Annotated in this window: 14 protein-coding genes; 3 read left to right on the top strand and 11 right to left on the bottom strand. The window is 60.8% G+C overall.

The genetic code is table 11. The features are described from left to right. Positions 1 to 47: 47 nt before the first annotated feature. Genes creC through rloA2 form a run of 3 tightly spaced genes read right to left on the bottom strand, consistent with a single transcriptional unit; the run spans position 48 to position 2,664 of the window. Entirely contained in the window at positions 48 to 1,487 is a 1,440-nt protein-coding gene (gene creC, locus AC07V4_RS22425; protein WP_492634884.1) for a two-component system sensor histidine kinase CreC, read from the bottom strand. Beyond that, positions 1,487 to 2,155, bottom strand: coding sequence for a two-component system response regulator CreB (gene creB, locus AC07V4_RS22430; protein WP_492634885.1), 669 nt, complete (start codon positions 2,153 to 2,155; stop codon positions 1,487 to 1,489). The genes creC and creB overlap by 1 nt, the downstream gene beginning before the upstream one ends. An 8-nt stretch (positions 2,156 to 2,163) precedes the next feature. Further along, complete coding sequence (gene rloA2 / locus AC07V4_RS22435) at positions 2,164 to 2,664, bottom strand: retropepsin-like aspartic peptidase RloA2 (RefSeq protein WP_431753678.1); 501 nt, start codon at positions 2,662 to 2,664, stop codon at positions 2,164 to 2,166. Between the two features lie 172 nt (positions 2,665 to 2,836). Here rloA2 and yihG point away from each other — a divergent pair, with 172 nt between their 5' ends. Continuing rightward, positions 2,837 to 3,721: a 1-acylglycerol-3-phosphate O-acyltransferase, YihG family gene (yihG, locus tag AC07V4_RS22440; RefSeq protein ID WP_492634886.1), complete on the top strand. Its 885-nt coding sequence runs from the start codon at positions 2,837 to 2,839 to the stop codon at positions 3,719 to 3,721. Here yihG and AC07V4_RS22445 read toward each other — a convergent pair whose 3' ends face one another. Next, the gene (locus AC07V4_RS22445; protein ID WP_431753680.1) at positions 3,722 to 4,291 is read right to left on the bottom strand and encodes a DUF2780 domain-containing protein; all 570 of its coding nucleotides are present in this window, start codon (positions 4,289 to 4,291) and stop codon (positions 3,722 to 3,724) included. 268 nt (positions 4,292 to 4,559) lie between these two features. Between AC07V4_RS22445 and AC07V4_RS22450 the strand changes: the two genes are divergently transcribed. Both AC07V4_RS22450 and AC07V4_RS22455 read left to right on the top strand, forming a co-directional pair. After that, entirely contained in the window at positions 4,560 to 5,018 is a 459-nt protein-coding gene (locus tag AC07V4_RS22450) for an anti-sigma factor domain-containing protein (protein WP_492634887.1), read from the top strand. A gap of 136 nt (positions 5,019 to 5,154) precedes the next feature. Further along, entirely contained in the window at positions 5,155 to 5,604 is a 450-nt protein-coding gene (locus tag AC07V4_RS22455; protein WP_492634888.1) for a DUF3757 domain-containing protein, read from the top strand. 78 nt (positions 5,605 to 5,682) lie between these two features. Here the strand turns inward: AC07V4_RS22455 and fdhA are convergent, their stop codons facing one another. From fdhA to glyA, 7 genes are all read right to left on the bottom strand, one after another. Continuing rightward, on the bottom strand, positions 5,683 to 6,882 hold the full coding sequence (gene fdhA, locus AC07V4_RS22460; RefSeq protein ID WP_016972852.1) for a formaldehyde dehydrogenase, glutathione-independent: 1,200 nt from the start codon (positions 6,880 to 6,882) through the stop codon (positions 5,683 to 5,685). Between the two features lie 188 nt (positions 6,883 to 7,070). Further along, a complete protein-coding gene (purU, locus tag AC07V4_RS22465; RefSeq protein ID WP_123717262.1) occupies positions 7,071 to 7,928 on the bottom strand; it encodes a formyltetrahydrofolate deformylase in 858 nt (285 codons plus the stop codon). A 10-nt stretch (positions 7,929 to 7,938) separates the two neighbouring features. Next, the gene (locus AC07V4_RS22470; protein WP_492634889.1) at positions 7,939 to 8,571 is read right to left on the bottom strand and encodes a sarcosine oxidase subunit gamma; all 633 of its coding nucleotides are present in this window, start codon (positions 8,569 to 8,571) and stop codon (positions 7,939 to 7,941) included. Positions 8,572 to 8,686: 115 nt separating this feature from the next. Beyond that, positions 8,687 to 11,704: a sarcosine oxidase subunit alpha gene (locus tag AC07V4_RS22475; RefSeq protein WP_431753683.1), complete on the bottom strand. Its 3,018-nt coding sequence runs from the start codon at positions 11,702 to 11,704 to the stop codon at positions 8,687 to 8,689. Further along, positions 11,701 to 12,003: a sarcosine oxidase subunit delta gene (locus tag AC07V4_RS22480; RefSeq protein WP_431753684.1), complete on the bottom strand. Its 303-nt coding sequence runs from the start codon at positions 12,001 to 12,003 to the stop codon at positions 11,701 to 11,703. The genes AC07V4_RS22475 and AC07V4_RS22480 overlap by 4 nt, the downstream gene beginning before the upstream one ends. Positions 12,004 to 12,018: 15 nt before the next feature. Continuing rightward, complete coding sequence (locus tag AC07V4_RS22485; RefSeq protein ID WP_010207084.1) at positions 12,019 to 13,269, bottom strand: sarcosine oxidase subunit beta; 1,251 nt, start codon at positions 13,267 to 13,269, stop codon at positions 12,019 to 12,021. A 22-nt stretch (positions 13,270 to 13,291) separates the two neighbouring features. Further along, positions 13,292 to 14,545, bottom strand: a complete 1,254-nt coding sequence (glyA, locus tag AC07V4_RS22490) for a serine hydroxymethyltransferase (protein WP_492634890.1) — start codon at positions 14,543 to 14,545, stop codon at positions 13,292 to 13,294. Positions 14,546 to 14,570 lie beyond the last annotated feature (25 nt).

Raw genomic sequence — 14,570 nt, forward strand, 5'->3', positions numbered from 1 at the left:
TCTCCCTGTTTTTGATGGGGAGAGACTGCACCGCGGGTGTGGGAAGTTTATGTGGGTAATGTGGAGACTGTGTGGAGATGCAGCACCACCTGCACGCCGCCCGGCACATTGCCGATCTGCAACGCGCCGCCGTGCAGCTTCATCACCTCTTCGACAAAGTTGAGGCCCAGGCCGGTGCTTTTGCGCCCGCTGCTTGGGCGTGGCAGCGAGTAGAAGCGCTCGCTCAGGCGCGGCAGGGCGTAGTCGGGAATCGGTGCCGCCTGGTTGAACAGGCAGACCTGCACGTCGTTGTGCCGCGTCTGTGCGCTGAATTTCAGCACACCTGCGGGGGGTGTGAAGTCCAACGCGTTTTCCAGCAGATTGCCCAAGGCCTGACGCAACAGGAAGGGCTCGCCGAACACCTTCACATCGGCGCCAATCTGCTGCTCGACGTGCAAGCCTGCGCCTTCGATTCGCGCGCATTGCGCCTTGAGCACCTCGTCGACCATCGCCGCCAGCGAGAGGCTGGCCTGCTCTTCCAGCCCCTGGCGTTGCTCGACTTGCGCCAGGTTCAACAGGCGTTCGATCAGCTGTTGCAGGCGCGTACTTTCACTGTCGATATTGCCCACGAAACGCTGCTGCTGCTCGCGGGTCATATCGCCCTGCAACAGTTCCGCCGCGCCACGAATCGCCGCCAATGGGCTTTTCAATTCATGGGTCAGGGTGTGCACGTAATGTTCGACGTAGGCTTTGCCTTCCAACTGCGTGCGCATATGTTCAACGGCGGTGGACAGTTGCTTGAGTTCGCCACCGCGGTAATGCGGCAATTCTGCCCGCCGACCTTCACTCACCGCCTCTGCGTAGGCCGTCAAACGGCGCAGGGCCACACTCAACCACCAAGACAGCACGGCGCCAAGCATCAGGCCCAGCACCACCAAGCCGGCGCCGTACCACAGCAAGCGGCGTTCAGTACGGTCGACATAGGGCTGCAACGAACTGTTGGGCTTGGCCACAGTGACCACGCCGATGATCTGACCGTTGTCGCGGATCGGCGCGCCGACGTGCATCACCGAGGAGTTCGGGTCGTCCAGCTCACTGCGGGTGGAGCGGGCGCCGTACTCACCGCGCAGGGTCAGGTACACGTCGTTCCATTGCGAATAATCCTGGCCCACCGCTTCGCCGCTGGAATCGAGCAGCACGGTGCCCTTGGCATCGGTCACGTAAATGCGGTGGTTGACCTGATTCTTAGGCAAGCCCCAGATGGTCGCGCCCGGCTGACGATTGCCATAAGCCTTGAGCAGCTCCGGCCAGTGGCTTTGGCCGAGGGTACCGTTCTTGACGTCATCGCGCAGGATCTCGGCCAGCAGGTTAGCGGTGTCCACCAACGTCTCTTCAGTGGACTGGCGCACACCCGGGCGGATTTCCTTCATCACGGTGTTGAGCACGAAGTAGCCGGTCAGGCCGATAAACAACGCGTACACCAGGAAGATCCGCAGCCCCAGGCGCATCAGCTATTGCTCGGGCTGTAGCTGTAGCCCAGGCCGCGATGGGTCTGGATCGGTTCGGCATCCGCCGCGATGCTGCGCAATTTGCTACGTAGGCTTTTGATATGGCTGTCGATATTGCGTTCGTAGCCGGCATCGGCAGGCACGCCCACCGCATCCAGCAACTGCTCGCGGCTGAAGACACGCTCGGGTTGCTCCAGCAGGCTTTGCAGCAGGCGAAACTCGTGGCGCGTCAGGCCTAACGGCTGGCCGCGATACTGGATCTGCATACGCTCCAGATCCACGTGAAAAGATGCCGGCGCGACACCCGGCCCAACGCGTTTGAGGATCGCCTTGACTCGCGCTGCCACTTCCCGTGGGCTGAACGGCTTGACCACATAATCGTCGGCGCCGATCTCCAGCCCCACCACCCGATCGATTTCGCCATCCCGGGCGCTCAGAAACATCACCGGCACTTCCGTGAAACGGCGCAGTTGCTTGCAGGTTTCAAAGCCGCTGATGTCTGGCAGGCCGATGTCGAGGATGATCAAGTCCGCTGGAGTCTGGCGTTGGTGAGCCAGCGCCTCCTGGCCGAGGCTCAGCCAGGTGGTGCCGAACCCCTCGCCCTGCAAGGCGAATATCAGCGTGTCGGCAATCGCCGCTTCGTCTTCGACAATCAGAATGTGGGGCATGGGCTCGATCAGCAGTCCGGTTTGTCGGCAGTGTAACGGCGCGCCGGGTTCACCGCTGCGCCGAATTCGCGCAACGCCTTGGCACCGATCAACAGCGGATAGTTGAAGCTGCTGCGGTCGGTGAGGTTCACCTCGACGGTGCGCTTGATGTTGCCCAGGCACATCTCCAGGTCGATCACCGGGCGCTTGGCCACAGTGGCTTCGTCCTTGTCCTCGTCTTCATCGGCGCGGCTCTTGATCTTGCTGATGCGCGACACCTTGTGCTCGAAGACTTTGTCGCTTGCGTCCTTGCCGCCGAGGCGGAAGCGTACCCAGTCATCGCCATCGCGCTTGAAGGTTTCGATGTTGCGCGCCGACAGCGACGCGGTCAGCGCACCGGTGTCCATCTTGGCCTTGAAGGTCTGACCGATCTCCGGCAACTGGATGTATTCGTAGCGACCGTAGAGGGTCGGTTCGGCGGCCATGACAGGCAGGGCGACCAGGGCGAGGGAGGCAAGGAGCAGTTTCACGACGTGATTTCCTCGAAAGAAGTAGGCGGATTCTAGACCGCAAAAGTCCTGCTTAGTTAGCTCACTCAACCATACCGGGCACATTGTGAAACATTCGTCCGGTAATTTGCGATTTGGCCTCTAGACTCAGCTTGCTTATCATTGCCCGCCCACACGATCCCAAGAGTTGCTTATGCGCCGCCTGCTCACCGGCTGTTTTGTCACACTGCTGCTATTGCTCAACACCCTGGTGCTGTTCGGGCCGTTAATGGTGTTTGCCCTGCTCAAACTGGTGGCCCCCGGTCGCTTTCGCGACCACGCCTCATGGGCGGTCATGTGGATTGCCGAAACCTGGGCCGAGATCGACAAACTGATCTTCTCGCTGTGCATCCCGACTCAGTGGGATATTCGTGGCGGCGATGACCTGCGCGGTGACACCTCCTACCTGGTGATCAGCAACCACCAATCCTGGGTCGACATTCCGGCGTTGATCCAGACGTTGAACCGACACACGCCGTTCTTCAAATTCTTCCTCAAGAAAGAGCTGATCTGGGTGCCCTTCCTGGGACTGGCCTGGTGGGCGCTGGACTACCCGTTCATGAAGCGCTACACCAAGGCGTTCCTGGCCAAGCACCCGGAGCTGGCAGGGCAGGATCTGAAGATCACCAAAGAGGCCTGCGAGCTGTTCAAGCGCCAGCCGGTGACGGTGGTCAATTACCTGGAAGGCACACGGTTCAGCGAGGCCAAGCGCAAGCAGCAGGATTCACCCTTCACCCGGTTGCTCAAGCCCAAGGCGGGTGGCGTGGCGTTCGTATTGGCAGCGATGGGCGAACAGCTGGACGCGATCCTCGACGTGACCGTGGTCTATCCGCAGCAGAAGATTCCGGGGTTCTGGGACTTGATCAGTGGCGCGGTGCCGAAGGTGATCATTGATATCCGCACCCGTGAACTGGACCCGGCATTGTGGCAAGGGGATTACGAGAACGATCCGGCATTTCGCCAGACTGTCCAGAACTGGGTGAACCAGCTCTGGACAGAGAAGGATGCGCGCATCGAACAACTGCGCACAGAGCGCTAGTTAGCCGCCAGTGCCCCAGGCCGAGGCCAGTTTGCCCAGCACTGACTGATTGGCGCCCTGGCCGCCCAGGTATTGCAGGATCACTGGGGCAAATTTGCCGACCATGCTGTTGTCCATGCCCAGTGCGCTGAAGGCGGTGTTCAGGTCGCTGGTGTTCTTCACGTTACCCAGCACGCTGTCCAGGCCGCTGGTTTTGCTGCCGCCGCTCTGGCCGAGCATGCCGCTCAACGCACCCAGGCTGCCCAGGGAGTTGGCGCCCGACAGCTTGTCCAGGCCCGGCACGCTTTTACCCAGTTGCGAATAGTCCGTACTGCTCAGTTGGTTCTTGGCCAGGCCCAGCATGGCGCCGGTGCCGCCAACGGCTTGTTCTGGAGTGACGTTCAATTGCGAGGTCAAAGCGCTCAGCAGGCCGGCGGTCTGGGAGCTTGGCGCTGCGGCAGCCGCCTTGTTGTTGCCTTGGGCGCCGGAAACGGCGTTGGCCACATCACCCAAGCTGAAACCTGCGGCAAACACCGGGCTGGCGGCCACGGTCAACAGGCAGGACAGGGCAAAACCGCGTGAAATCTTCATCAAGACAACCTCTGAGATGTAGGAGCTAAAAAGCAGGCGTTTGACTGACATTCCCGAAGGAATGTTCCCACCTACAGATTAGTTCAGAAAATACTGCATCCGAATCACCCGCGCGCGGACATCACTGGAACCTGGCGGCTCGCCGACCCTGTGCCGAATTAAGGCCAATTGACATCATTTTGACGACGATCGCTGGCAATGAGCCCAGGAACCCATCGCCATTGGCAAGGTCCATGAACTGACTACAAAATTTGTCAGGAACAGACTTATGTCCGCGAACCAACCCCAAGTCATTGAGCACAAACCCTCATTCTGGAGCGGCCCTCGCCTGTTCATCGGCGCCTGTGCTGTGGTGATTGCCGGTATCGGCGGCGCTCTGTATACCCAGGATAGCGTCAGATCCGCTGCCACCCTGGTCACCACCGAACAACAGCCGGCCGCGCAAATCATGGCGCACAAGGATTACCTGGAAGTGCAACCGATTGCCTCCACCGCTCCCGCGCCGGATCAAAGCCTGGAGCTTTGGGCCGTTCCCGAAGGTGGCACGCCGGTGTCACTGGGCCTGTTGCCGGAGGACGGCAAAGGCATCATCGGGCTCAATCCACGTCAGCAAGAGTCAATCCGCAAGCCAGTGGAATTGATGGTGAGTGCGGAAACCAAAGGGGGCTCGGTAAGCAAGCAGCCGACAGGGCCTACGGTTTACCAGGGCGCACTGGCGATTCGCTGATACGAGGCGCCTGTATTGGAATGAAACATGAGTGTTCTAGTCGAACTTGGTCTAGAAAACTGTCAACTCTGACAGTAGTCACATAGTCCCCCCCACCCCACCCTTGAGCCTCCTGTCCAAGTCAAGGATTCACGACATGATGCTCAAGACACTGGCTGCAGGCACTGTGCTGTTCTCAGTACTCTGCAGCAATGCGTTGGCAGACACAGCTGAGTGCCCTGCAACCGCCGGCATTACACAAACGCCATTGTCACAGGGTGGATATAGCTATGAGGCTCTGGGGCCGAATGGTCGTAAGTGGGTAGGCGAAAATCCCAAAGCCCAGCCAGGCGACTTGGCAACATTCAAGTTCACGGCAGCGGCTTACCGAAAAAAAAGCTCACAGGGCAATGAGGATGTCGTTTCTTGCGATTTCGAGGGTACCGCACAAGACGCTTTCGCTCGTATGACATTGTTCGCCTTCAGAGACTGGTCCGGCGTCTCTGGCTCAAAATGGCAAAATCAGAGCCCCCCACCCAATCAAGTGGATTATTGCAACTCTGGAAAGCAGGCAGAGTGCAGGTTTGATTACAGCAAGCTGAATTGACAGTCAGCACTACTAGTGTCATCGACTGACTATAAAAAATGGGCGACTCACGAGCCGCCCATTTTTTGGTTCGCACATTTACGCAGCACTGAACAACTTATGCGGATCAATCACAAACTTCTTCGGCACGCCCGCATCGAACTCGCCGTACCCACGCGGCGCATCATCCAGGCTGATCACCTGCACACCGACGATCTCGGCAATGTTGATACGGTCCCACATGATCGCCTGCATCAGTTGGCGGTTGTACTTCATCACCGGCGTTTGCCCCGTGTGGAAGCTGTGGGATTTGGCCCAGCCCAGGCCGAAGCGGATGCTCAGGCTGCCCATTTTCGCGGCAGCATCCACAGCACCCGGGTCTTCGGTCACGTACAGGCCTGGAATACCGATCTTGCCCGCCACGCGTACCACGCCCATCAACGAGTTGAGCACAGTGGCCGGAGCCTCGGCCTTCACGCCTTCATGACCATGGCCACGAGCTTCGAAGCCAACGGCGTCGACGGCGCAGTCGACTTCCGGTTCGCCCAGCAGTGCGGCGATCTGTTCGTGCAGTGGAGTGTCCTTTGACAGATCAGCGATTTCAAAACCCTGGGCCTTGGCGTGTGCCAGGCGCACTGGGTTGACGTCACCGATGATCACCACCGCTGCGCCCAACAGACGTGCGGATGCTGCTGCAGCCAAACCGACTGGGCCAGCGCCCGCAATGTACACGGTGCTGCCTGGACCAACGCCAGCAGTAACGGCACCGTGGTAGCCGGTGGGCAGGATGTCGGAGAGGCAGGTCAGGTCGCGGATTTTCTCCATGGCCTTGTCGCGGTCCGGCAGTTTCAACAGGTTGAAATCGGCATACGGCACCAGCACGTATTCAGCCTGGCCACCGGTCCAGTCGCCCATGTCGACGTAACCGTAGGCGCCACCGGCACGGGCTGGGTTGACGGTCAGGCACACGCCAGTGTGTTGCTCTTTGCACGAACGGCAGCGGCCGCAGGCAACGTTGAAGGGCACGGAAACCAGGTCGCCGATCTTCAAGTTTTCGACGTCGCTACCCTTCTCGATCACTTCGCCAGTGATCTCGTGACCGAGTACCAGGCCGGTTTGGGCAGTGGTACGGCCACGCACCATGTGTTGGTCGGAGCCGCAGATGTTGGTGGAAACCACGCGCAGGATGACGCCGTGCTCAATCTTCCTGCCACGGGGGTCCTGCATTTTGGGATAGTCGATTTTCTGTACTTCGACCTTGCCGTTGCCGAGATACACGACACCACGATTACCAGACATGCTTTCACCTCGCTGTTGTTTTTATGGAACCGCGTTGCCCGTTGGGTGGGCAGCGCGTTTAAGTGCTCGGGTACAGATGCTGTTTCTTGTGTTGTTTGTCAGGGCCTCATCGGGGACAAGCCCCCTCCCACATTTTGATTTGCGAACACCTTCAAATGTGGGAGCTGGCTTGCCTGCGATGGCGGCCGTCAGAGCACCACCGTGCGATTGGCGTTAAGGAACACCCGCCGCTCAATGTGATACCCCACCGCCCGGGCCAACGTCAGCCCTTCGATATCCCGCCCCTTGGCAATCAAGTCCTCGGGGTAGTGGCTGTGATCCACCACCTCCACACCTTGGGCAATGATCGGGCCTTCATCCAGATCGTTGTTGATGTAATGCGCCGTGGCGCCCACCAGTTTCACGCCCTTGTTGTAGGCCTGGTGATACGGCTTGGCGCCCTTGAACCCCGGTAGCAACGAGTGGTGAATATTGATGGCCTTGCCATCCAGCTTGCGACACAGCTCCGGCGACAGCACTTGCATGTAGCGCGCAAGGATCACCAACTCCGCGCCCGTGTCTTCCACCACTTGCCACACCTGGCGCTCCTGGGACGGTTTGTCGTTGGGATCGAGGGGGAAATGGTAGTAGGGAATCTGGTGCCAGTCGGCCAACGGTTTCAGATCAGGGTGGTTGGACACCACCGCGACCACATCCATCGACAGTTGGCCGATGCGCTGGCGGTACAGCAGATCGTTCAGGCAGTGATCGGCCTTGGAGACCATGATCACCACTTTGGGCCGGTAGTTCGGTGCCGTCAGTTCGAAGATCATGCCGAAGGCTTCACCACGCGTGGCCAGGCCTTCACGGAACGCCTGTTCGTCAAAACCGTCGGGCTGGCGGAATTCCACACGGATAAAGAACCGGCCCGAAAGCCGGTCGTCGAACGAGTGATGTTCGGTAACGTAGCAGCCTTGTTCAAACAGATAGCGGGTGACCGCGTCCACCGTGCCGAGCACGCTGGGGCAGTCGGCGGTCAAAATCCATGTATCGGGTGCGCGGCTCATGGGGTATTCCTCAGGCGTGGACGCTCAGGCCGAATTCAGCAGATGCATCCTGCAGCCACAACCACCAGTAGTCCGAGAAGCTGCGACGAATCACCAACTCCCAGGTGTCTTCGGCGGTATGGCGGATCACCAGTTGCGACTTGGCGAACACCGTGCCCACCGCCTTGCCCACCGGGAAGTTGTTGGGGTGCACGTCATAGCTGGTGGACTTCATCAGTACATCGCGCACATTCGGGCCGCTGAGTTCCAGGATCTGCTGGCCGCCGCTGACGTTGACGACCTGGATATGCAAATCACCCAAAGCAGCACGCAGGTTTTGCTCGGCGGCGAACTCTTCACCGCTTGGCACAACAAGCAGCCACTCATCCGGGCCGAGCCATTGCAGGCTCGTTTCGCCTTTGACGACGACTTGCAGGGCACCGGGCAACTCAATGCCCAAGGCTTTGTGCACACCGGCAGCAAAGGCGGCGTCATGGCCATCGCCACGAAGGGTCAGGTGGCCCAGGAGTTTCTTTTCACGCACGGTCACGCCGGCGTTCTTGCGACCCTTGCCGACCAGGCTGGCAAGGTCGGCATGGTGCAGCGACGACTCGGCCTTGGCGCCAGTGGTTGGGCGTTGTTGGTAAACATTGGCTGCTGTCATAAAGCACCTGTTCTGAATTCTGTTGTGAGGCTGCTGGCCTCATCGGGGGCAAGCCTCCCTCCCACATTTGGAATGCATTCCCCTGTGGGAGCTGGCTTGCCAGCGATGCGGTCTATCAGATGTTCTGGCGATCGCCTTTCGGGTCAAAGAACACCGAGGAAACAATCTCCGCCTCGATCACGCTGCCATCCGCCTGCGGTGAGAACACCCGCTCGCCGATGCGCTTCAAGCCGCCCTTCACCACCGCCATCGCGAACGAATAACCGAGGGAGTTGTGGGCGTAGCTTGAGGTGACGTGGCCGACCATCTTCATCGGAATCGTCTGCTTCGGATCGAACACCAGTTGCGCACCTTCCGGCAGCCAAACGGTCGGGTCGATCGGCTTCAAGCCCACCAGTTGCTTGCGTTCTTCACGTACGCAGTCTTCGCGGTTCATGCCGCGCCAGCCGATCCACGAGAACGGCTTGGTACGGCCGACGCACCAGCCCATGTTCAGGTCGTCCGGGGTCATCGAGCCGTCGGTGTCCTGGCCGACGATGATGAAGCCCTTCTCCGCCCGCAGTACGTGCATGGTTTCCGTGCCATACGGGGTCAGGTTGTACTTCTTGCCAGCCTCGACAATTTTCTCCAGCACGCCCATGGCGTAGTCGGCCTGCACGTTGACTTCGTACGACAGCTCACCGGTGAACGAGATCCGGAACACGCGAGCCGGTACGCCGCCCACCAAACCTTCCTTCCAGGTCATGAACGGGAAGCCGTCCTTGTCCAGGTCGATGTCGGTGACTTCCGCCAGCAGCTTGCGGCTGTTGGGGCCGGACAGGGTCATGGTCGCCCAGTGGTCAGTGACCGAGGTGAAATACACCTTGAGGTCTGGCCACTCGGTCTGTTGGTAGATTTCCAGCCACTGCAGCACACGTGCAGCGCCGCCAGTGGTGGTGGTCATCAGGAAGTGGTTGTCGGCGAGACAGGCGGTCACGCCGTCGTCGAAGACCATGCCGTCTTCCTTGCACATCAGGCCGTAGCGCGCCTTGCCCACATCGAGCTTGGTCCAGGCGTTGCTATAGATGCGGTTGAGAAACTCGCGGGCATCCGGGCCTTGAATGTCGATCTTGCCGAGCGTGGACGCATCCAGCAGGCCGACGCTGTCGCGCACGGCCAGGCATTCGCGTTTAACCGCGGCGTGCAGGTCTTCACCATTGCGCGGGAAGTACCACGGGCGTTTCCATTGGCCGACGTCTTCGAACTCGGCGCCGTTCTTCACGTGCCAGGCCTGCAGCGCGGTGTAGCGCACCGGCTCGAAGATGTGCCCACAGTGACGGCCCGCGACAGCACCGAAAGTCACCGGCGTGTAGTTGGGACGGAACATGGTGGTGCCCATCTGCGGGATGGTCACGTTCAGCGAACGCGCAGCAATCGCCAGGCCGTTGACGTTACCCAGCTTGCCTTGGTCGGTGCCGAAACCCAGCGCGGTGTAGCGTTTGACGTGCTCAACCGACTCGAAACCTTCGCGGGTCGCCAGTTCGATGGCGGCGGCGGTCACGTCGTTCTGCAGGTCGACGAATTGCTTGGGTGCACGTGCCGTGGCTTTTTCGTGAGGCACTTGGAACAGCGCCAGGGTCGGCTCTTCCAGACGGCTCAAGGCTTTTGGCAAGGTGCCTTCCACCGGGGCGAAACCGGCTTCGCTGGCAGCGCGCACGCCACCTTCAAAGCCATCCGCCAGGGAATCGCCAAGGCCGTACACACCGTTGATACCGCCGACACATACGCGTTTCTGCGGTGCTTCGCCCGGTACGAAACCGAGGATGTCTTCACGCCAGGTCGGCTTGCCGCCCAGGTGCGAGGCCAAGTGAACGACCGGGCTGTAGCCGCCGGAGCTGGCGACCAGGTCGCAGTCCAGCCACTCGCCGGGGCTGGTGACTTTGTGGGCTTTGACGTCGATGGCCGCCACACGGGCGCCGGTCACGTGCTTGCTGCCACGGGCTTCGATCACGGCGCTGCCGGTGAGAATACGGATGCCTTTGGCGCGGGCTTCTTCAACCAAAGCGCCGCGTGGATTGTGGCGGGCATCGGCCACGGCAACCACGGTCAGACCCGCATCGAACCAGTCCAGCGCCACGCGGTAGGCGTGGTCGTTGTTGGTGGACAGCACCAGTTTCTTGCCCGGTGCCACGCCGTAGCGACGCACGTAGGTGGAGACCGCGCCGGCGAGCATGTTGCCCGGCACGTCGTTGTTGCCGTACACCAACGGACGCTCGCAGGCACCGGTCGCCAGCACCACACGCTTGGCGCGCACACGGTGGATACGCTGACGCACCACACCAATCGGGGCACGGTCGCCGAGGTGATCGGTAAGGCGCTCGTGAATGGTCAGGAAGTTATGGTCGTGGTAGCCGTTGACGGTGGCGCGGGGCAGCAGCACCACGTCCGGCAAGGCTTTCAATTCTGCGATAACGCTGGCAACCCACTCGGTGGCCGGCTTGCCGTCGAGGCTTTCGCGGGAATCGAGCAGCGAGCCGCCGAACTCTTCCTGCTCATCGGCAATGATCACCCGAGCGCCACTGCGCGCAGCGGCCAAGGCTGCCGACAGACCGGCCGGGCCTGCACCGACAATCAGCACGTCGCAGTGACGGTTCATGTTGTCGTAGGTGTCCGGATCGTTCTCGGTCGGCGAGCGGCCCAAGCCAGCCGCCTTGCGGATGTACTTCTCGTAAGTCATCCAGAACGACTGCGGGTACATGAAGGTTTTGTAGTAGAAACCCGGTGGCATCAGCTTGCCGCCGACCTTGCCGAGGATGCCCATCACGTCATTGTTTACGTTCGGCCAGCCGTTGGTGCTGGTGGCGACCAAACCTTGATACAGCGCCTGTTGCGTGGCGCGCACGTTGGGAATCTGGGTGGCTTCGGTGGCGCCGATTTGCAGCACCGCGTTCGGCTCTTCCGCACCGGCAGCAAAAATGCCGCGGGGACGCGAATATTTGAAGCTGCGGCCGATGATGTCGACGCCGTTGGCCAGCAAGGCGGCGGCGAGTGTGTCGCCCTCAAAGCCTTTGTAGCTCTGGCCGTTGAAGGTAAACGTCAGGACTTTATTACGGTCGATCCGGCCACCGTTGGACAGGCGATTGATCTGGCTCATACCTTCTCTCCAGAAGCCTTGGCGGTGAATTGCGGCTTAGTGCCAATCTTGTAGGTTTCAAGAATTTCATACGTCACGGTGTCGCGGGTGGCGTTGAAATACTGGCGGCAACCAGCGGCGTGAATCCACAGTTCGTGGTGCAGGCCACGGGGGTTGTCGCGGAAGAACATGTAGTCGCCCCACTCTTCATCGGTGCAGGCGTTCGGGTCCAGCGGGCGCGGGATGTGCGCTTGGCCGGACGCGTGGAATTCCTCTTCGGAGCGCAGTTCGCCACAGTGAGGACAGAAGATATGCAACATAGGGAATTTCTCCTGTTAGTGGGCGACGGCCGCAGCGCCGTGTTCGTCGATCAACGCACCGTTGTGGAAACGGTCGATGGAGAAAGGTGCGGCCAATGGGTGCATCTCACCCTTGGCGAGGCTGGCGGCAAACACGTTGCCTGAGCCCGGCGTGGCCTTGAAGCCACCGGTACCCCAACCACAGTTGAAGAACATGTTCGGCACCGGGGTCTTGGAGATGATCGGGCACGCATCCGGCGTGGTGTCGACGATGCCGCCCCACTGACGGTTCATGCGCACGCGGGACAGCACTGGGAACATCTCGACGATGGCCTGGATGGTGTGTTCGATCACCGGGTACGAGCCACGCTGGCCGTAGCCGTTGTAGCCGTCGATACCGGCGCCGATCACCAGGTCGCCCTTGTCGGACTGGCTGATGTAGCCGTGTACGGCGTTGGACATGATCACGCTGTCGATAATCGGCTTGATCGGCTCCGACACCAACGCTTGCAGCGGGTGAGATTCGATCGGCAGGCGGAAGCCGGCCAGCGAGGCCATATGCCCGGAGTTACCCGCAGTGACCACACCAACGCGCTTGGCGCCGATGAAACCCTTGTTGGTTTCCACGCCGATACACACGCCGTTTTCCTTGCGGAAGCCGATCACTTCGGTCTGCTGGATCAGGTCCACGCCGAGGGCGTCAGCCGCACGGGCAAACCCCCAGGCCACGGCATCGTGACGGGCTACGCCGCCGCGACGTTGCACGGTGGCGCCGAGTACCGGGTAGCGGGTGTTCTTGGAGCAGTCGAGGTACGGGATCTCGTCCGCAACCTGCTTGGCGTTGAGCAACTCGCCGTCCACGCCGTTGAGGCGGTTGGCACTCACGCGGCGCTCGGAATCACGGATGTCTTGCAGGGTGTGGCACAGGTTGTAGACGCCACGCTGGGAGAACATCACGTTGTAGTTCAGGTCCTGGGACAGGCCTTCCCATAGTTTCATCGCGTGTTCGTACAGGTGCGCCGACTCGTCCCACAGGTAGTTGGAACGCACGATGGTGGTGTTGCGCGCGGTGTTACCGCCGCCCAGCCAGCCTTTCTCGACCACGGCCACATTGGTGATGCCGTGCTCCTTGGCCAGGTAGTAAGCGGTCGCCAGACCATGCCCGCCGCCGCCGACGATGACCACGTCGTAGACCTTTTTAGGGGTGGGCGTGCGCCACATCTTCTGCCAGTTTTCGTGATGGCTGAGTGAGTGCTTGAAGAGGCCGAAGCCCGAGTAGCGTTGCATAGTCATTACTCCAAAACCGCGCTCAGCGATAAACCGGGAAATCAGCGCACAGGGCAGACACGTGCTTGGCCACGTTGGCCTCGACGTCGGCGTCGCCGAGGTTGTCGAGGATGTCGCAGATCCAGCCGGCCAGTTCGATGCACTGCGGCACCTTGAAACCACGCGTGGTCACTGCCGGGGTGCCGATGCGCAGGCCCGAGGTCACGAACGGCGACTGCGGGTCATTCGGCACCGCGTTCTTGTTGACGGTGATGTAGGCGCGACCGAGGGCGGCGTCCGCCTCTTTGCCGGTGAGACCCTGACGAATCAGGCTGACTAGGAACAGGTGGTTGTCGGTGCCGCCGGACACCACGTCATATCCACGTTTGATGAACACGTCGGCCATGGCCTGGGCGTTATCGATCACTTGCTGCTGATACGCCTTGAAGCTCGGCTCCAGCGCTTCCTTGAAGCACACGGCCTTGCCGGCGATGACGTGCATCAGCGGGCCGCCCTGGGCGCCCGGGAATACGGCGGCGTTGAGTTTCTTTTCAATTTCTTCGTTGGCTTTGGCCAGGATCAAACCGCCACGTGGACCGCGCAGGGTCTTGTGGGTGGTGGTGGTGACCACGTCGGCGTACGGCAGCGGATTCGGGTACAGGCCAGCGGCAACCAGGCCGGCGACGTGGGCCATGTCGACGAACAACAGCGCGCCCACCTTGTCGGCGATCTGACGGAAACGGGGGAAATCCAGGGTCTTGGAGTAGGCAGAGAAACCGGCCACGACCATTTTCGGCTTGTGCTCCACCGCCAGGCGCTCGACTTCGTCGTAGTCGATCAGGCCGGTGTCGGTGTTGATGCCGTATTGCACCGCGTTGTACAGCTTGCCCGAGGACGACACCTTGGCGCCGTGGGTCAGGTGACCACCGTGGGCCAGGCTCATGCCCAGGATGGTGTCACCGGCTTGCAGCAGGGCCAGGTACACCGCGCTGTTGGCCGACGAGCCGGAGTGCGGCTGCACGTTGGCATAATCGGCGCCGAACAACTGCTTGGCGCGTTCGATGGCCAGGGCTTCGACCTTGTCCACGTGCTCGCAGCCGCCGTAGTAGCGCTTGCCCGGGTAGCCTTCGGCGTATTTGTTGGTCAGGCCACTGCCCTGAGCTTCCATCACGCGTTTGCTGGTGTAGTTCTCTGACGCGATCAGCTCGATATGATCTTCCTGACGCTGCTCCTCGGCATTCATGGCCGCCAGCAGTGCGTCGTCATATCCCTGGATCTGGTCTTTTTTGCTGAACATCGCGTCTCTCCCAGCCTTTCGTATT

This window comes from Pseudomonas sp. GW821-FHT03A09 (genome assembly GCF_059421065.1).

What these genes read in the sequence shown, in the direction of transcription:
- AC07V4_RS22455 (WP_492634888.1), top strand. Translation starts at nt 5,155, where the DNA reads ATGATGCTCAAGACACTGGCTGCAGGCACTGTGCTGTTCTCAGTACTC.
- glyA (WP_492634890.1), bottom strand. Translation starts at nt 14,545, where the DNA reads ATGTTCAGCAAAAAAGACCAGATCCAGGGATATGACGACGCACTGCTG.
- yihG (WP_492634886.1), top strand. Translation starts at nt 2,837, where the DNA reads ATGCGCCGCCTGCTCACCGGCTGTTTTGTCACACTGCTGCTATTGCTC.
- AC07V4_RS22445 (WP_431753680.1), bottom strand. Translation starts at nt 4,291, where the DNA reads ATGAAGATTTCACGCGGTTTTGCCCTGTCCTGCCTGTTGACCGTGGCC.
- creB (WP_492634885.1), bottom strand. Translation starts at nt 2,155, where the DNA reads ATGCCCCACATTCTGATTGTCGAAGACGAAGCGGCGATTGCCGACACG.
- AC07V4_RS22470 (WP_492634889.1), bottom strand. Translation starts at nt 8,571, where the DNA reads ATGACAGCAGCCAATGTTTACCAACAACGCCCAACCACTGGCGCCAAG.
- AC07V4_RS22450 (WP_492634887.1), top strand. Translation starts at nt 4,560, where the DNA reads ATGTCCGCGAACCAACCCCAAGTCATTGAGCACAAACCCTCATTCTGG.
- purU (WP_123717262.1), bottom strand. Translation starts at nt 7,928, where the DNA reads ATGAGCCGCGCACCCGATACATGGATTTTGACCGCCGACTGCCCCAGC.
- AC07V4_RS22480 (WP_431753684.1), bottom strand. Translation starts at nt 12,003, where the DNA reads ATGTTGCATATCTTCTGTCCTCACTGTGGCGAACTGCGCTCCGAAGAG.
- AC07V4_RS22475 (WP_431753683.1), bottom strand. Translation starts at nt 11,704, where the DNA reads ATGAGCCAGATCAATCGCCTGTCCAACGGTGGCCGGATCGACCGTAAT.
- creC (WP_492634884.1), bottom strand. Translation starts at nt 1,487, where the DNA reads ATGCGCCTGGGGCTGCGGATCTTCCTGGTGTACGCGTTGTTTATCGGC.
- fdhA (WP_016972852.1), bottom strand. Translation starts at nt 6,882, where the DNA reads ATGTCTGGTAATCGTGGTGTCGTGTATCTCGGCAACGGCAAGGTCGAA.
- AC07V4_RS22485 (WP_010207084.1), bottom strand. Translation starts at nt 13,269, where the DNA reads ATGCAACGCTACTCGGGCTTCGGCCTCTTCAAGCACTCACTCAGCCAT.